This window comes from Agrobacterium sp. GW821-FHT14E08, from assembly GCF_058803865.1.
Window position 1 is genome coordinate 205660 of sequence record NZ_JBXAPJ010000002.1, and the last position, 16428, is coordinate 222087.

Genomic DNA, 16428 nt, shown 5'->3' on the forward strand with positions numbered 1-16428 from the left:
CCCCTCGGGGAGAAGAAAACTCGCCCCATTCGTCAAGCCTCCACGCCCTGCCCGCGATGAAACAGTTCCACCTGCATGTCGATCTGCCGTTTCAGATCGTCCTTGATGCCGGCCGATGCGTTCAGCACCTCCTCGGACTTCAGGAAATCCAGCACGCCGAAACGGTGCACTGGCGGGCGCAGGAAGATGTGCGGCGGACGTAACCTCAGTTTCAGGGCGATCGCCGCCTGCATCATCAGCTGGCTGGCGCCGAACAGGCTGTCCAGCCGGTTCGGCATGGTGGTGCCATCGCCTTCGGGACCGCCGACCACATCAACGCCGATGACGATATCGGCCTGGTCCAGCAGATGCTCGTAGGGCACGGGGTTGAAGATGCCGCCATCGATCATGATGCGGCCATCGATACGAACAGGCATGAACAGTGCCGGAATGGCGGCAGATGCCGCCAGCGCCTGGATGATCTCGCCGCTCTCCACCACCACTTCGGTCTGGGCATAATAATCGGTGGTTATCACCTTGAGCGGGATGGCAAGCTCGGAAAAGTCCTTTGGCAAGGCTTGCGGCATCAAAGCGTGCAGAATGAGTTCGAGATTGAATTGCCCGAGACGAAAGCCGTCCACCGCATGGCGCATCGAGGCCGGGCCGAGGCTCCAGAGCCGGTTGGCCACCGAACCCTTCCGCCCCATGAGTTCGAGCGTATATTCACGGATTTCCCGGCCCGTCATGCCGGCCGCCATGCCTGCACCGATGATGGAACCGATCGATGAGCCTGATAGCGCCACCGGCCGGATACCGAGTTCGTCCAGCGCCTCGATGACGTTGATGTGGCAGATGCCGCGCGCACCGCCGCCGCCGAGCGCCACGCCGAATGTCGGCTCCTGTCCACCCGTGCCGCCGCCTTCGAGAACATCTTCTCCGGCGCGGACGATCGTGACGCTCTCGTTTACACCCTGCTCCATGCGAATACCCAAAACTCTTTCCCCGCACAGGTCCTGTCTGCCGGCATAGCCTGTCGCGACACTGCCTGACAGTATCGGTCGACAGGACGCAGGCTCTGCCTATTCGGCAAACAAGACAAGACCGTGGCGTGACGGGAAGGTGTTCCCGTCAGGGCTCGTAACGGTAGAAATGCATTTTCGTGTCGCCGAAGATACGGCTTTCAAGCAGCTTGAACGCTGGATCGACATTGACCGCAACATCACCGCGCTCTTCCAGAATGGCAAGCGCGCCGGGTGTGAGCCAGCCGCCGCCATGTGCTGCCGCGAACGCCTTTTCCCCATGGCCATGGCCATAGGGTGGATCGGCAAACAAAAGATCGAAAGGCTCGATATTGTTGACGCCGCCAAGCTTGGTGGCGTCACGCCGCAGGATGCGGGCGCGGCCATGCAGACCCAGCGCATCGATATTTTCCCAGAGCAGCCCCCTGCCCTCAACGCCGTTTTCGACGAAGAGCGCCACGCGACAGCCGCGCGAAAGAGCCTCCAGCCCAACCGCACCGGTTCCGGCGAAAACGTCCAGAACGCGCGTACCGTCAAGACTTTCCGGATAGGCGTGGCTCAGGATATTGAAGAGGCTTTCCCGCGTCCTGTCGATGGTCGGACGAATGGAATTCGATTTCGGCGCGGCCAGTGTCCGGCCGCGGAACTCACCGCCTACGATCCGCATTACGTGTCATTCCCCTGCCTCCAGAAGGTTTGCCACCCGGGCCTTTGCCACCCGGCTTGCCGCCGCCGGGGCCATTGCCGCCGGGGCCTTTACCCTTACCCGAAAAACCCGAACGTTCGCCACGCTCGCCCGATTTACCGAAAGACGGCTTGCCCGATGCGGGCCTGCCACCCGGTTTGCCGCCTCTGGGCTTATCCCCGAAAGGCCGGTCGCCGCGCGGACGATCCCCTTCTTCGCGGGGCTTGTCGCGGAACGGCCGTTCGCTGAATGGCTTTTCGCCACGTGCGGTGCGATCTCCAAAGCTCTTCTCGCCGCGCGGACGGTCGCTGCGCGGGCGATCACCATCTTCACGGGGCCGGTCACGGAAAGGGCGGTCGCCAAAGGGCTTGTCGCCACGTGCCGGTCGGTCACCAAAGCTTTTTGCACCCCGTGCCGGGCGGTCGCCACGCGGGCGGTCACCGTCTTCGCGGGGGCGATCCCGGAAAGGCCTGTCGCCAGAGGGCCGGTCGCCAAAGGATTTGCCACCGCGTCCACCGCGATCGCCAAAGCTCTTTTCGCCGCGTGCAGAACGATCACCACGGCCCTGGCCACGGTCATCCTCACGGGTCGGCTCCGAGCGGATCCACTCGCCCTCGTCATCGGCATGGCGCACGACGCTGCGGCGCGCTTCCGCCTGGGCGGACGGCTTTTTGAACAGGCTTTCGGCTTCCGCGCGGGCGGAAGACTTGCGTTCCTTGCCATCACGGGTCGGCTTTGCGCCGGGCGCCATCCAGACATTGGCCGTCCGGCTGGTGCCGGCGGGCTGGCGGGGGCTGCGGCGCTCTTCGCCATCATCCTCATTGCGGCCCTTGGCGCCGAATTTCCCAGCGGGCTTGGAGCCGAACTTGCCGGCGGGCTTGTCACCGCGCTTGGTATCGAGACGGCCGAGCGCCTTTTCGCGACGGTCTTCCGGTCTGCCAGCGGATTTTTCGAAACGAGGCTTGCCTTCCGGCGCGTCGCCCTTGGCCCATTCGGGCTTGGCGCGTTTGGCCGGGGCCTCTTCCTCATCGTCGACGGATGTATTGTAGATCGGCGCGTCGAAATTGGCGCCTGCCTCTTCGATCAGACGCGGTCCGAGCTGATCGCGCAGCATGCGGCCGCGCACTTCAAGCACCTTGCCTTCGGCAAGATCGCCGAGCTGGAACGGACCGTAGGAGATGCGGATCAGGCGGTTGACTTCAAGACCAAGCGCGCCGAGCACATTCTTGATCTCGCGGTTCTTGCCTTCGCGCAGACCCATGGTGATCCAGACATTGTGGCCCTGGGTACGGTCGAGCGTGGCATCGATCGCGCCATACAGCACACCGTCGACGGCGATGCCGTCCTTCAGCTTGTCGAGTGCGGCCTGATCGACCTCACCATGAGCGCGCACGCGGTAGCGGCGCAGCCAGCCGGTGGTCGGAAGTTCGAGCACACGGGACAGGCCGCCATCATTGGTGAGCAGCAGCAGGCCTTCGGTATTGATATCGAGGCGGCCGATGGAGAGCACACGCGGCAGTTCGCCCGGCAGATTGTCGAAAACGGTCGGGCGGCCTTCCGGGTCGGAATTGGTCGTCACCAGACCGGCCGGCTTGTGGTAAAGCCACAGGCGCGTGCGCTCGGCACCGCGAATCGGCATGCCGTCCACTTCGATCTTGTCCGAAAGCGTGGCGTTCACGACCGGACTATCCAGCTTGACGCCGTTCAGCGACACGCGGCCTTCCATGATCATCCGCTCCACATCGCGGCGCGACGCGACACCGGCGCGGGCCATGATCTTGGAAATGCGTTCGGGCTTGGTGCCGACCACGGCTTCGGGCGCTGGGGCTGCCTTTGCTTCGGCCGGTTTCTTCTCACGCTCCGAGGCCGGCTTGCCGGGGCCTTTCGGCTTCTTGTCGCGGCTAAATGTCTTGCCGCCGTCACGCTTCGGCTTGTCTTTAAAAGTCATTTGCTGTTTGCCTGTTGTTTGGGCTGTCCTATCAGGTCCAAGCACAAGGGTTAAGAGGAAATTGAAACACAATGGCCGAAAGGACGCATTTCATGGAACTGGCGCTGGCGGAAGCCCGCGCCGCCGGCGAACGCCAGGAGGTTCCTATCGGCGCGGTGCTGGTTCTGGATGGCCGCGTCATTGCCCGCTCCGGCAATCGCACCCGTGAATTGAACGATGTGACGGCGCATGCCGAAATCGCCGTGATCCGCATGGCCTGCGAGGCGCTGGGGCAGGAACGGCTGCCCGGCGCCGATCTCTATGTAACCCTTGAGCCCTGCACCATGTGCGCGGCGGCGATCTCATTCGCCCGTATCCGCCGCCTTTATTACGGCGCGGAAGACCCCAAGGGCGGCGCGGTGCATAGTGGTGTGCGCTTCTTCAGCCAGCCGACATGCCACCATGCGCCGGATGTTTATTCGGGGCTGGCGGAAAGCGAAAGTGCGGAAATCCTGCGGCAATTTTTCCGCGAGAAACGTCTCGACGATTGAGCGGCCGACGGGAGAAACCTTTCCCGCAGGCCACCATCAGCCCGTCATTTTATCAGAAGGGGTTCCACCAGCTCTTGCCGGTGTTGGCGACAGCCGCTTCTTTCTTGCGGCGCTTTTCCTTCTTCTGCTCCGGCTCACCGAGGTCGGTCAGCTGATCCTGCGGAACGCTGCGATATTCGGCTGGCGGATCGGTAAGGAACCGGCGCTGGGCGTTGACGACGGAGCCGCCCTGGGCTTCGGCCTTCGCCTTGCGGAAGGCTTCCCATTTCTGGCTTTCGGTCATCTGGCCGGCGGTGCCGTTACCGGCAAGCAGCGGCGAGCGGTAATGCGGGTTGTTCTTGTTGGCATCCGCCTCGTCGCGAAGACGTTCGCGGGTCTCTTCCGGCGATTCAACCCATTGCGGGTTGTTTTCGCGGTTCGCCATATTCTGCTGCGGCGCGGCCAATTGTTCGGCACGGGACTGGGCAGGAACGACAAGACTGGGGCGCGGGCTGTATTTCAGGTTGCGCTTGCTCTGGTCACCGGTGATCGAGGTTGCGTTGCCGAGATCGTCGACAAGCTGTTCCGCCGCCGTCTTGCCCGTACCGTAGGTCGGGCTCGTGCAAGCGCCCAGCAGCACGCCTATGGCCGTGATGCCTGCAACCGTGCGAAACATGCCCAAACCCTGCGCATTACCCTGCATCGTCTTCATTGAAACCCTTCCAGCCGTCCGTCCCACTTCGCCAGACATCGTCTTTCGGCAGGCGGCAGCCCGCATTGCCGTGCAAATCCGGCCATTTTCAGGCAGGTGTACCGGATGAAGACGCAAAGCGCAATTCATCCGGCCATTTTCCTTATCCGCGCGCGGCAAGCTCCCGCAAGGCGGCCGCATCGCGGGCCGAAACCTCCGGATAGTCCGGGTCGGAACCGACATCGGTGGTGATGCGCCAGGAACGGGCGCATTTTGCGCCTTCCGCCAGTTTCTGCTCGACCACGACCTTTGCCACTTCCGGCAGGCGGAAGCCATCGGCCGGGCCTTCATCACCCACCACCGAAATGGCCGAAGTGATGCAGATTTCGGCGAAATCCTGCCCCTTCAACGCCGCCAGCAGGTCGGCGTCGGCAATGTGCACGACAGGGGCTGCCTCAAGCGAGGAGCCGATGCGCTTTTCGCGGCGCTCGACTTCCAGCGCGCCCGTCACGACCGTGCGAACCTTACGGATCTTCTCCCATTTCGCTTCCAGCGCATCGTTCTTCCACTCCGCCGGGATTTCCGGGAACTGGACAAGATGCACCGATTCAGCATCCGGATAACGCGAAAGCCACGCTTCTTCCGTCGTGAAGGGCAGCATGGGCGCCAGCCACGAGACGAGGCAATCGAACAGCTTCGCAATGACCGACAGCGAAGCACGGCGCTTCAGCGACGACGGCGCGTCGCAATAAAGCGTGTCCTTGCGGATGTCGAAATAGAAGGCCGAGAGCTCGACATTGGCGAAATCCACCAGCGCGCGGGCGATCTTCTTGAACTCGAAACCGTCATAACCTTCACGAACGACGCCATCCAGTTCGGACAGGCGGTGCAGCACCAGCTTTTCCAGTTCCGGCAGATCGGCATAGGCGATCTCCTCGCCTTCATAATGGGCAAGGGTGCCGAGCATCCAGCGGATGGTGTTGCGCAGTTTGCGATAGGCATCGACATTGGTCTGGATGATGGCCTTGCCGAGGCGCTGGTCTTCCCAATAATCCGTGGTCATGACCCACAGGCGCAGGATATCCGCGCCGGCGTCCTTCATGACTTCCTGCGGCGAAACCACGTTGCCCTTGGATTTGGACATCTTCTCGCCCTTCTCATCCATGGTGAAACCATGGGTGACAACGGCGTTATAGGGCGCACGGCCACGCGTCGCGCAGCTTTCGAGCAGCGACGAATGGAACCAGCCGCGATGCTGGTCGGACCCTTCCAGATAGACATCCGCCGGCCACTTCATGTCCGGGCGGTCTTCCAGCGTGAAGGTGTGGGTGCAGCCGCTGTCGAACCACACGTCGAGAATGTCCATGACCTGCTGCCAACGGGCATGGTCGTGGTCATTGCCGAGGAAACGCTCCTTGGCGCCTTCGGCGAACCAGGCGTCCGCACCTTCGGCCTCGAAGGCCTCGAGGATGCGGGCGTTGACGGCCTCATCGATCAGAACTTCACCCTTCTCATCGGCGAAGACGGCGATCGGCACGCCCCAGCTGCGCTGGCGCGACAGAACCCAGTCGGGCCGGCCTTCGATCATAGCGCGCAGGCGGTTCTGGCCAGAGGCCGGAACGAAGCGGGTGTCGTCGATGGCGCTCAGCGAGCGCGAGCGCAGCGTCGTGCCGTCGCCCAGTTCCTTGTCCATATAGACGAACCATTGCGGCGTGTTGCGGAAGATGACCGGCTTCTTGGAGCGCCAGCTATGCGGATAGCTGTGCTTCAGACGGCCTCGGGCAAACAGGTTGTTTTCCGCGATCAGCGCCTTGATGACGCGGTCGTTGGCGTCACCCTTCTTGCCGTTGTCGTCCATGACGCGGGCAGCGCCGCCTTCGGCGGACGGGCCGAAACCGGGGGCGTCTTCGGTGTAGAAACCGTCATCGCCAACCGGGAACGGGATGGCCGACGAAACGCCACGCGCTTCCAGCTCGCGCTGATGCGCGGTCCAGACATCAAAGTCCTCGCGGCCGTGGCTCGGCGCAGTGTGCACGAAACCCGTACCGGCATCATCGGTGACGTGATCGCCGTCGAGAAGCGGTACCGGGAAATCATAACCGAGCGACACCAAAGGATGGGCGCAGGTGATGGCGGCCAGTTCTTCGGTTTTCACGTCGCGAACGAGCTTGAAGGTCAGCTTCGCCTTGGCCGCTGCCTCATCGGCGAGCTTCTTGGCGAAGATCAGCTTTTCGCCCGGCTGCGGACCGAAATCGTTCTGCGCGCTTTCGACTTCGTAGAGGCCATATTCAACCCGCGACGAAAACGCGATGGCGCGGTTGCCGGGGATGGTCCACGGCGTGGTCGTCCAGATGACGACGGAAGCACCAGAAAGAACAGGAGCTGCCTGCACAACCGGGAACTTCACCCAGATCATGTCGCTCTCGACATCGGCATATTCGACTTCGGCTTCCGCCAGTGCCGTGCGCTCGACCACCGACCACATGATGGGCTTCGAGCCGCGATAAAGCTGGCCGGTCCGGGCGATCTTCAAAAGTTCGCCGGCGATGCGGGCTTCGGCGTGGAAGTTCATCGTCGTGTAGGGATTTTCAAAGTCGCCTTCGATGCCGAGGCGCTTGAACTCTTCCGACTGGACCTTGATCCAGCCAGCCGCAAAGTCGCGGCATTCCTTACGGAATTCGTTGACTGGAACCTCGTCCTTGTTCTTGCCCTTGGCGCGATAGGCTTCCTCGATCTTCCATTCGATCGGCAGGCCATGGCAATCCCAGCCCGGCACGTAATTGGCATCGTAACCGCGCATCTGGAACGAGCGGGTGATGACGTCCTTCAGGATCTTGTTGAGCGCATGGCCGATATGGATGTTGCCGTTGGCATAGGGCGGGCCGTCATGCAGCACGAATTTTTCGCGGCCGGCGGCGGAGGCGCGCAGGCGTCTGTAGAGGCCCATCTCCTGCCAGCGCTTCACCGTTTCCGGTTCTTTTTGCGGCAGGCCGGCGCGCATCGGAAAATCCGTCTGCGGCAGATAGAGGGTGGCGGAATAGTCGAGTTTTTCTGCGGTGTCGCTCATAATCGTACCGTTGTTGCGCGCCGTGTCGGTCGCGCCGTCTCAATTTCAAACAGGGCAAATTCGGAAAGCGCCATCACAAATGCCGTGACAAGCGCCAAAATCCCGGACCTTCCGGCTCCTCAGAGCGGGCGGAAGGCCGGGCCAATAATTCGGCCAATCTGATTTTTAAACATCAACCGGTATTGGGACATGGCCGGTTGTTTATGCGGTTTTCCAGCAAAAAGGAAGAGAAAAGCGACAGTAAAATGGGCCGGAATACGGGCTCCCCAGCCCTTCCGGCTCAAAATGCGATCTTCGCATCCACTTCGCTCAGCGGCCGCACGCCTGACAGCATCGCCCTTGCCTCCTCCTCGTCGCGCCTGATCTGCGCGACCAGCGGTTCCAGGCCATCGAATTTCAGCTCGTCACGCAGATGCCCGAAGAAGGACACCGAACAGACCTCGCTATAGAGATCGCCGGAAAAATCGAAGATATAGGTTTCGAGCAGCGCCGCGCCGTTTTCGGTCACCGTCGGGCGGTATCCGAAGCTTGCGACGCCATCGCGGATGGAGCCGTCAGGCCGGCGGAACCGCACGGCATAGATGCCCGCCTTCAGTTCCGTCTCCGGCGCCAGCGCCATGTTGGCTGTCGGGTAACCCAAGGTGCGCCCCAGCTTCTGGCCGCCGATGACTTCGCTTTCCACCGTGAAGCGGTAACCCAGCAATCCGGCCGCACCCGCCACATCGCCCTCGCATAAGAGCGAGCGGATACGGCTGGAGGAAACGACATCCGCACCCTCGTCGCGGAAGGCATCCACCAGTGTCACGTCGAAGTCGTGGCGCTTGCCGGCGGCCATCAGAAAGGCCGGACCACCTTCGCGGCCCTTGCCGAAATGAAAATCAAAGCCGGTGACGACAGCGCTGGCATGGAGCCAGTCGACCAGAATGGATTGGACGAATTCCTCCGCCGAACGCTGCGAGAATTCCCGGTCGAAGGGGTATTCGATCACGGAGCGGAAACCGATGGCTTCGAGAATGCGCGCCTTCAGAGGTGCGGGGGTGAGGCGAAAGACCGGCGTTTCCGGGCGGAACACGGAACGGGGATGCGGTTCAAAAGTCAGTACCAGCGCGGGAACACCACGCGCCTCGGCCAGTTCCAGCGCGCGATCCAGAACGGCGCGGTGGCCGCGATGCACGCCATCGAAATTGCCGATCGCGATGACGCCGCCGCGAAGATTGTCCGGCAGCGGCTCCTTTTTTTCATTGCGATGAAAGACGGTCATGGCAGTCGATCCATTTTTGCGCCAGCTTAAGCCAGACGCCCTTTAAGCAAGACGGGGCATCCACCAGCCGGGAGCCGCGCCCTGCCCCTTGAGATAGGCGTTCAGAAGCGCCTCGTCCGTTTGACCGTTCAGCGTATATTCGGCGGCGTGAATGCCGCCGCTGATATAAAGAAGGTTGAGGCCGCTCGCAATCGCGCCCTTCACATCCGTCGGCATGCCGTCGCCGATCGCGAGCACGCGATCCTTGGGGAAGGCGCCGCGCACTTCTTTCGCCGCCGCGAGGCAGGCTTCGTAGATCGGCATATGCGGCTTGCCGGCAATGCGGACCTCGCCGCCCAGCTGTTCATAATAGGCGGCCATGGCGCCGGCGCAGGGAATGATGCGCTCACCGCGCTCCACCACCAGATCGGGATTGGCGCAGATCATCGGCGCCCCGCGGGCGATGAAGCCCTTGAGCATTTCTGTATAATCTTCCGGCGTTTCCGTCTCGTCATCAAAGAAACCGGTACAGACGACGGATTGCGCTTCCGCTTCGCTAACCCGCTCGACATCCAGACCCTCCAGCAGCGGCAGATCGCGTTCCGGGCCGAGCAGGAAGACTTTTTTCGGGCCTTCCGCGATCAGGCCGCGTGTGACGTCACCGGAGGTGATGATGCGGTCATAGGCCTCATCCGGAACGCCGAGAACGCGAAGCTGGGCAATGACGCCGGGAGCGGGGCGCGGCGAATTGGTGATGAGCACCACCGTCTTGCCGGCCTTGCGCGCTTCGTGCAGTGCAACCGCCGCATCCGGAAAGGCGCTGACACCATTGTGCAGCACGCCCCAGACATCCGAAAGAATAACGTCGAACCCATCAGTTATTTCGCCGAGGGTGAGAATGCGATGGGCCATGAGATGCTTTCCGGATGCGAGAAGAGGGTGTGCGTGACATCGCAAAGCGGGACGCCGATGGCAAGAAAAAAAGCAATGACAAACCTTCCGTCTGCCCGCCCGCCACCGTCCGAACATAAAACCTCGCTAGGCCCGAAAAGGCAGCGAATTGCAAATAGGGTGTGGTTTGCCGCCGTCGCTTAGTACGCAGAAATTTCTGTCATGGAACGCTGATAACCATAGCGCATAAAATTTTTCCGACAGCGCGTTCTTGACTCCGGCAGAACGCCTCCTTATCTCGGCTTCGCTGGCACTCCAACAAGGTGAGTGCTAACACCCATCACGCGAGCCTCCAAGGGTTCGTGAAGTCATTTGATCGAGGGATTAGGCAATGACAAGCACCAATTTCCGCCCGCTTCACGATCGCGTCGTCGTTCGTCGCGTTGAATCCGAAGCAAAGACCAAGGGCGGCATCATCATTCCCGATACCGCCAAGGAAAAGCCGCAGGAAGGCGAAATCGTCGCTGTTGGCTCCGGCGCGCGCGATGAGGCCGGCAAGGTCGTCGCTCTCGACGTCAAGGTTGGCGATCGCGTCCTGTTCGGCAAGTGGTCGGGCACCGAAGTCAAGCTCGACGGCGAAGACCTTCTGATCATGAAGGAAGCCGACATCATGGGTATCATCGGCTGATTTAGCCGAACCCGTCCTTCCTTAAATTTCAAGCCGGACCCTGTCCGGCCATTCGAAACCAGGAGTTTTGAAAATGGCAGCCAAAGAAGTCAAATTCGGCCGCACAGCGCGCGAAAAGATGCTCAAGGGCGTCGACATTCTCGCTGATGCAGTGAAGGTCACCCTCGGCCCGAAGGGTCGTAACGTCGTTATCGACAAGTCCTTCGGCGCACCGCGCATCACCAAGGACGGCGTTTCCGTCGCCAAGGAAATCGAACTGGAAGACAAGTTCGAGAACATGGGCGCGCAGCTCGTTCGCGAAGTCGCTTCCAAGACCAACGACATCGCCGGTGACGGCACCACCACCGCAACGGTTCTGGCCCAGGCCATCGTTCGCGAAGGTGCAAAGGCAGTTGCTGCCGGCATGAACCCGATGGACCTGAAGCGCGGTATCGATCTGGCCGTTGCTGAAGTCGTCAAGGACCTTCAGGCCAAGGCCAAGAAGATCAACACGTCTGAAGAAGTTGCGCAGGTCGGCACGATCTCTGCAAACGGCGAGCGTCAGATCGGTCTCGACATTGCTGAAGCAATGCAGCGCGTCGGCAACGAAGGCGTCATCACCGTTGAAGAAGCCAAGACCGCTGAAACCGAACTCGAAGTCGTCGAAGGCATGCAGTTCGACCGCGGCTACCTGTCGCCCTACTTCGTGACCAACCCGGAAAAGATGGTTGCGGACCTCGAAGACGCCTACATCCTTCTGCACGAAAAGAAGCTCTCGAACCTCCAGGCCATGCTGCCGGTTCTCGAAGCCGTCGTTCAGACCGGCAAGCCGCTCGTCATCATCGCTGAAGACGTCGAAGGCGAAGCTCTTGCAACGCTCGTCGTCAACAAGCTGCGTGGCGGCCTCAAGATCGCTGCCGTCAAGGCTCCGGGCTTCGGCGACCGCCGCAAGGCCATGCTGGAAGACATCGCCATCCTGACCGGTGGTACCGTCATTTCCGAAGACCTCGGCATCAAGCTCGAAAGCGTTACCCTCGACATGCTCGGCAAGTCGAAGAAGGTTTCGATCTCCAAGGAAAACACCACGATCGTCGACGGTGCCGGCCAGAAGTCGGACATCGAAGGCCGCGTTGCCCAGATCAAGGCGCAGATCGAGGAAACCACTTCTGACTACGACCGCGAAAAGCTGCAGGAACGTCTTGCCAAGCTCGCTGGCGGCGTTGCCGTGATCCGCGTTGGCGGTTCGACGGAAGTTGAAGTGAAGGAAAAGAAGGACCGCATCGACGACGCTCTCAACGCGACGCGCGCTGCCGTTCAGGAAGGCATCGTACCGGGCGGCGGCGTTGCCCTGCTGCGTTCCTCCACGAAGATCACTGCCAAGGGTGCAAACGACGACCAGGAAGCTGGCATCAACATCGTTCGCAAGGCTCTGCAGGCTCTGGTTCGCCAGATCGCAGAAAACGCTGGTGACGAAGCTTCCATCGTTGTTGGCAAGATCCTCGACAAGAACGAAGACAACTACGGCTACAACGCCCAGACCGGCGAATATGGCGACCTGATCCAGCTCGGCATCGTCGACCCGGTCAAGGTTGTTCGCACGGCTCTGCAGAACGCAGCTTCGGTTGCTTCGCTGCTGATCACCACCGAAGCCATGATCGCCGAGCTTCCGAAGAAGGAAGCTGCAATGCCGGCAATGCCGGGCGGCGGCATGGGCGGCATGGACTTCTAATCAGTCCTGTCACCGGAATTACGAAAGGGCGGTCTTCGGATCGCCCTTTTTCTTTGCCGCCCATGCCTTTTGAGGGGTCCGGCGTCGCAAGCGCGCCAGACGGGCGGCATGGACTTCCAATCAATCCTGTCACCGGAATTACGAAAGGGCGGTCTTCGGATCGCCCTTTTTCTTTGCCGCCCATGCCTTTTGAGTGGTCCGGCGTCGCAAGCGCGCCAGACGGGCGGCATGGACTTCCAATCAATCCTGTCACCGGAATTAAGAAAGGGCGGTCTTCGGAGCAGCAAAATACTCCACGCGTGCGATAGGCTCCAAAATATTGTATCCTTTTGGGACACAAATAGCCTTAGCCGGCTTGTTTTTGGAAGTGCATGCAATAATAGGACACCGCTAAGGGCGAATCACAATCGCAGATGAGGCGGATTTTCGCCCTCACCGGCCTATAAATTCGACACATAGTTGTCTTTTTTCATATATTTCGCGATTGCGATGAAGGAACACATAATATTTTTGATTTTCTCTCTGACTGGTTGTTGTGGGTAAGAGAAAATAAACTATAAGTCAGCCCCCGTAAGGGTGCCGCGACGGGACGCAAGCATTGAAGGGGTTCGATGCCTGGCTAAAAGTTTCGACTGCGGGTGGCGGTGGAAGTTCAACTTGGCAGTGACGCTTGAAATTGCGTCGCTGGTACGATGTTCATGCGGGGGCGCGATTTGTTCGAAATCTCAAGACGCAACGATGCTCTGCCTGCGGCCGTGACGACCACGCCCGATCCCAGAACCCTGTCCAATTTCTTCATTTCGGAAGAGTGGAGCAGCGATCTTTCAAGCGGCGTCATCAGGCTTGGCGAACAGGCCTCCTTCATGCACGGCCTGCCCCCCGGCGAGTGCGGTCTGCTCAGCCTTGTCCGCTGCTACGATCGCAGCGACCATGCCCGCGTGCTGGAACTTTTCGAGCAGGCCTCCACTGCGCCTTCACGATTCTGCTTTTCCACCAACCTCTTCATCCTTCCGACAATGCGCCAGCCCGTTATCTGCATGGGTGAATCCGCCGGTTTTGAAGACGATCGGCAGGGGCGAATTTCCGGGCTTTTCCTGTTTCCGCGTTTCGAAGATATTCGCTTCGCCGCCTGAATAACCTGCCGAAGGCTCGCCATCGTTCACAAAATGACGACAAATCGTCTCCTCTTGTTCATCTTTATGGACGGGTGATTTTCCGCCATTGATATCTCCAGACATCGCCCTGCAGCTTAACCGGCGACACGCCGATCAATTACCGGAGATTTCCATGTCCAGCAGCCAGAACGTTCTCGTTCTCATCGCCCGCATTCTGCTTTCCTTCATCTTCATCACATCGGGCTTCGGCAAGCTCACCGATCCGGCCGGCACGGCCGGCATGATCACGGGCGCCGGCCTGCCCGCCGCAACCGCGCTTGCCTATATTGCAGGCCTGTTCGAACTTGTTGCCGGCCTTGCCATTCTCGCTGGTTTCCAGACCAAGATCGCCGCCTGGGCGCTTGCCGTCTTCTGCGTCTTCACCGGTCTGGTGTTCCACAGCGGCACCGTTGCCGTTCCCGGCTGGCCTGAGCCGGCTCTTGGCTGGATCAACACGCTGAACGGCATCATGATGGTGAAGAACATCACCCTTGCCGGCGCTTACATCCTGCTTGCCGCCTTCGGTCCCGGCGCCTACTCCGTCGACGCTAAGCGCGGCGCGGCTGTGGCCCACGCATAAGCCAAACAACAGATCGACCAATAAAAAAGCCGCCGGATCGCTCCGGCGGCTTTTTGTTTTGCGTGGTCAGACCACAGCCCTGATGCGCGAGGCGATCTCCTGAACCGCCGCATCGCCTTCGTGTTCCGGCTTGCGGGCACGCACAAAGCAGGCTTCCGAACTGACGATGATGCCGTCAGAGAGAATTTTCAGGTGGTTGGCCTTCAGCGTCGAGCCGGTCGAGGTGATATCAACGATGATATCCGCCTGCCCCGCCGCCGGTGCACCTTCGGTCGCGCCAAGGCTTTCGACGATGCGATAAAGCTGAATGCCGTGCTGGCGCGAAAAGAACTGCTGCGTCAGCCGCCAATATTTGGTGGCGATGGCAAGCCTGCGGCCATGGCGGGCGCGGAACTCCGAAGCGACATCGCCGAGATCGGCCATGCTGTCCACATCCAGCCAGATTTCCGGCACGGCGACCACGACATCCGCATGGCCGAAACCGAGGCGGGCGCAGAACTCCACCTGCGCATCGGCATTGGTCAGCCCTTCGCGCACAAGGTCCTCTCCCGTCACGCCGAAATCCACCGTACCGGCGCCGATCTCGCGGGCGATCTCGGAGGCCGAGAGATAGGCGATCTCGATATCGTCGCGCCCTTCGATGCGGCCGCGATAGGAACGGTCATTGCCGACGGCCGCGACTTTCAGCCCGGCGCGTTCCAGAACGGCGGAGGCATCTTCCTTCATCCGGCCCTTGGAGGGCAATGCGATGGTGATCATGGCTTGTCGCTCCCGCGCACCGTTTCGATGCGATCCAGCCAGAGCGAGAAGCCCACGGCCGGGATTTTTTCCTGTGCGCCGAGCAGGGTCAGCAGCCGGTCGAAACGGCCGCCGCCGGCCAGCACGCTGTCTCCACCCGCTTCCACCACCTCGAATACGAGGCCCGTATAATAATCGAGCGGACGACCGAAGGCCGCGCCATAGGTGACGGTTTCGAGATCGACACCGGCATTGGCAAGCGCTGCGACGCGTTTATCGAAGGCGGAAAGCGCGCCATCCAGCTTCAGCTTCGCCTTTGCAGCAAAATCCGCCAGAACCTGCGATGCCTGCGGCAGAGGCGCCTTCAGGGCCAGGAGCTGCTTTAGCAGCGCGAAGCTTTCATCCGGCAGGCGCGTGGCGGCAAGAGCCAGTTTTTCCCGCAGGCGGCGGGCGATTTCCTGCGGCGCACGGCTGGCATTGGTGGAATAGCCGGTTTCCTGCATCACCGTATCGAGATAATCGACCAGCACCGCCTCGTCGCCCGTCGCCAGCAGGCCAGCGACGCGGGCATCGAGGCCGGTCATCGGCTTGGGATGCACAAGGCTTTCCAGCAACGCGTCAAGCTGCGCCATATCGCCGAATGCCTGCACCAGCCGCTTCTGCCAGCCGAGCGGTAGGCCAAGGGCGGCAACCACCGCCTCGAACACCTGCTGATCGCCCAGCGTGACGGCAAGCGAGCGGCCCGGCAGCAGGCGCTGCAGAATGCCGGTGGCGTCAATGACGGCACGGGCATCGGCGGCGGCGATATCGGTATCGCCGAGATCTTCGATACCGGCCTGGTAAAACTCGTTGGCACCTTCGCGGCGCTGGCGGAAGACTTCGCCGAGATAGGAATAACGCTTCGGCGTTCCGGTCGCCGTTTCGATATGGCGCAGGCAGACCGGGATGGTAAATTCGGGGCGCAGACACAGGCTCTCGCCCGTTTCGCTTTCCGTCATGAAGATACGGCGGCGCAAATCCTCGCCGGCCATATCCAGAAAGGGTTCGGCGGGCTGGATGACGGGCGTGTTCACGCGGCTCGTGCGGCGCGCGGCGAATTCTTCCAGTAGCTCTCCGGAAAATTCCGGCATGTCGATCAGGGGCATGGAACGGTACTTTTCGTCACGGTTCGAGCGGCTGCATCATTTCGATGCGGTTTCCGAAGGGATCATGGACATAAAACCGGTGATACCCTTCAAGCGGCTCATCCTCAACCACATGGCAGCCTGCTGTTTCAAGTGTTTTTCGCAAGGTTGCCATATCATCGACCAGAAAGGCCGGATGGGCTTTCTTCGCCGGGCGGAAATCCTGCTCGACGCCGAGATGCAGTTTTATCGAACCCCGGCTGAACCAGCACCCGCCGCGTCCGGCCAGATTGGCGGGTTTGACCTGCTCCGCAAAGCCGAGCAGGCCGCCATAGAAAGAGCGCGCCTCATCCTCACGGCCCGCCGGCATCGCCAGTTGAACATGGTCGAGCGCGAGGATCGCCATG

General features: G+C 61.1%; 15 protein-coding genes. 5 read left to right on the top strand and 10 right to left on the bottom strand.

The features are described from left to right. Window positions 1–32: 32 nt before the first annotated feature. The 3 genes from AC1ROR_RS09795 to AC1ROR_RS09805 form a co-directional block, all read right to left on the bottom strand. Window positions 33–959 (bottom strand): patatin-like phospholipase family protein, encoded by a 927-nt coding sequence (locus AC1ROR_RS09795; protein ID WP_080833606.1) that lies wholly within the window; start codon window positions 957–959, stop codon window positions 33–35. A gap of 148 nt (window positions 960–1107) precedes the next feature. Next, a complete protein-coding gene (gene rsmD / locus AC1ROR_RS09800; protein WP_035218695.1) occupies window positions 1108–1665 on the bottom strand; it encodes a 16S rRNA (guanine(966)-N(2))-methyltransferase RsmD in 558 nt (185 codons plus the stop codon). Continuing rightward, window positions 1646–3631 (bottom strand): pseudouridine synthase, encoded by a 1986-nt coding sequence (locus AC1ROR_RS09805; protein ID WP_498589293.1) that lies wholly within the window; start codon window positions 3629–3631, stop codon window positions 1646–1648. Before AC1ROR_RS09805 ends, rsmD begins: the two co-directional genes overlap by 20 nt. Window positions 3632–3702: 71 nt before the next feature. On the opposite strand from AC1ROR_RS09805, the gene AC1ROR_RS09810 reads away from it, so the two are divergent. Beyond that, window positions 3703–4161 carry a nucleoside deaminase gene (locus tag AC1ROR_RS09810; RefSeq protein WP_020010537.1) on the top strand — a complete coding sequence of 153 codons (459 nt, stop codon included), beginning with the start codon at window positions 3703–3705 and terminating at the stop codon, window positions 4159–4161. Between the two features lie 52 nt (window positions 4162–4213). Here AC1ROR_RS09810 and AC1ROR_RS09815 read toward each other — a convergent pair whose 3' ends face one another. The 4 genes from AC1ROR_RS09815 to AC1ROR_RS09830 all read right to left on the bottom strand — a co-directional run bounded on the left by AC1ROR_RS09815 (window position 4214) and on the right by AC1ROR_RS09830 (window position 10050). Beyond that, window positions 4214–4852, bottom strand: a complete 639-nt coding sequence (locus AC1ROR_RS09815; protein ID WP_498589294.1) for a hypothetical protein — start codon at window positions 4850–4852, stop codon at window positions 4214–4216. A gap of 142 nt (window positions 4853–4994) precedes the next feature. After that, window positions 4995–7898: an isoleucine--tRNA ligase gene (gene ileS / locus AC1ROR_RS09820; protein WP_498589295.1), complete on the bottom strand. Its 2904-nt coding sequence runs from the start codon at window positions 7896–7898 to the stop codon at window positions 4995–4997. A 280-nt stretch (window positions 7899–8178) separates the two neighbouring features. Further along, on the bottom strand, window positions 8179–9159 hold the full coding sequence (locus AC1ROR_RS09825; RefSeq protein WP_498589296.1) for a bifunctional riboflavin kinase/FAD synthetase: 981 nt from the start codon (window positions 9157–9159) through the stop codon (window positions 8179–8181). A gap of 42 nt (window positions 9160–9201) precedes the next feature. Further along, window positions 9202–10050 (bottom strand): TIGR01459 family HAD-type hydrolase, encoded by an 849-nt coding sequence (locus tag AC1ROR_RS09830; RefSeq protein WP_080833599.1) that lies wholly within the window; start codon window positions 10048–10050, stop codon window positions 9202–9204. 370 nt (window positions 10051–10420) lie between these two features. Between AC1ROR_RS09830 and groES the strand changes: the two genes are divergently transcribed. The 4 genes from groES to AC1ROR_RS09850 all read left to right on the top strand — a co-directional run bounded on the left by groES (window position 10421) and on the right by AC1ROR_RS09850 (window position 14159). Beyond that, window positions 10421–10717 carry a co-chaperone GroES gene (gene groES / locus AC1ROR_RS09835; protein WP_003494080.1) on the top strand — a complete coding sequence of 99 codons (297 nt, stop codon included), beginning with the start codon at window positions 10421–10423 and terminating at the stop codon, window positions 10715–10717. Window positions 10718–10790: 73 nt separating this feature from the next. Further along, the gene (groL, locus tag AC1ROR_RS09840; RefSeq protein ID WP_035218706.1) at window positions 10791–12425 is read left to right on the top strand and encodes a chaperonin GroEL; all 1635 of its coding nucleotides are present in this window, start codon (window positions 10791–10793) and stop codon (window positions 12423–12425) included. A 698-nt stretch (window positions 12426–13123) separates the two neighbouring features. Then, window positions 13124–13558, top strand: coding sequence for a hypothetical protein (locus AC1ROR_RS09845; RefSeq protein ID WP_035219017.1), 435 nt, complete (start codon window positions 13124–13126; stop codon window positions 13556–13558). A 154-nt stretch (window positions 13559–13712) separates the two neighbouring features. Then, window positions 13713–14159 (top strand): DoxX family protein, encoded by a 447-nt coding sequence (locus AC1ROR_RS09850; RefSeq protein ID WP_498589297.1) that lies wholly within the window; start codon window positions 13713–13715, stop codon window positions 14157–14159. Between the two features lie 66 nt (window positions 14160–14225). Here AC1ROR_RS09850 and hisG read toward each other — a convergent pair whose 3' ends face one another. From hisG to AC1ROR_RS09865, 3 genes are read right to left on the bottom strand one after another with little or no spacing between them, the layout of a single operon-like run. Then, window positions 14226–14918, bottom strand: coding sequence for an ATP phosphoribosyltransferase (gene hisG, locus AC1ROR_RS09855; RefSeq protein WP_498589298.1), 693 nt, complete (start codon window positions 14916–14918; stop codon window positions 14226–14228). Further along, window positions 14915–16042, bottom strand: coding sequence for an ATP phosphoribosyltransferase regulatory subunit (locus tag AC1ROR_RS09860; protein WP_498589299.1), 1128 nt, complete (start codon window positions 16040–16042; stop codon window positions 14915–14917). Before AC1ROR_RS09860 ends, hisG begins: the two co-directional genes overlap by 4 nt. 16 nt (window positions 16043–16058) lie before the next feature. Next, entirely contained in the window at window positions 16059–16427 is a 369-nt protein-coding gene (locus AC1ROR_RS09865) for a VOC family protein (protein WP_080833593.1), read from the bottom strand. Window position 16428 lies beyond the last annotated feature (1 nt).

Bases quoted from the DNA above. Each gene is read 5' to 3' on its own strand.
- AC1ROR_RS09795 (WP_080833606.1), bottom strand. From the start codon at position 959: ATGGAGCAGGGTGTAAACGAGAGCGTCACGATCGTCCGCGCCGGAGAA.
- rsmD (WP_035218695.1), bottom strand. From the start codon at position 1,665: ATGCGGATCGTAGGCGGTGAGTTCCGCGGCCGGACACTGGCCGCGCCG.
- AC1ROR_RS09805 (WP_498589293.1), bottom strand. From the start codon at position 3,631: ATGACTTTTAAAGACAAGCCGAAGCGTGACGGCGGCAAGACATTTAGC.
- AC1ROR_RS09810 (WP_020010537.1), top strand. From the start codon at position 3,703: ATGGCCGAAAGGACGCATTTCATGGAACTGGCGCTGGCGGAAGCCCGC.
- AC1ROR_RS09815 (WP_498589294.1), bottom strand. From the start codon at position 4,852: ATGAAGACGATGCAGGGTAATGCGCAGGGTTTGGGCATGTTTCGCACG.
- ileS (WP_498589295.1), bottom strand. From the start codon at position 7,898: ATGAGCGACACCGCAGAAAAACTCGACTATTCCGCCACCCTCTATCTG.
- AC1ROR_RS09825 (WP_498589296.1), bottom strand. From the start codon at position 9,159: ATGACCGTCTTTCATCGCAATGAAAAAAAGGAGCCGCTGCCGGACAAT.
- AC1ROR_RS09830 (WP_080833599.1), bottom strand. From the start codon at position 10,050: ATGGCCCATCGCATTCTCACCCTCGGCGAAATAACTGATGGGTTCGAC.
- groES (WP_003494080.1), top strand. From the start codon at position 10,421: ATGACAAGCACCAATTTCCGCCCGCTTCACGATCGCGTCGTCGTTCGT.
- groL (WP_035218706.1), top strand. From the start codon at position 10,791: ATGGCAGCCAAAGAAGTCAAATTCGGCCGCACAGCGCGCGAAAAGATG.
- AC1ROR_RS09845 (WP_035219017.1), top strand. From the start codon at position 13,124: ATGCGGGGGCGCGATTTGTTCGAAATCTCAAGACGCAACGATGCTCTG.
- AC1ROR_RS09850 (WP_498589297.1), top strand. From the start codon at position 13,713: ATGTCCAGCAGCCAGAACGTTCTCGTTCTCATCGCCCGCATTCTGCTT.
- hisG (WP_498589298.1), bottom strand. From the start codon at position 14,918: ATGATCACCATCGCATTGCCCTCCAAGGGCCGGATGAAGGAAGATGCC.
- AC1ROR_RS09860 (WP_498589299.1), bottom strand. From the start codon at position 16,042: ATGCCCCTGATCGACATGCCGGAATTTTCCGGAGAGCTACTGGAAGAA.
- AC1ROR_RS09865 (WP_080833593.1), bottom strand. From the start codon at position 16,427: ATGGCGATCCTCGCGCTCGACCATGTTCAACTGGCGATGCCGGCGGGC.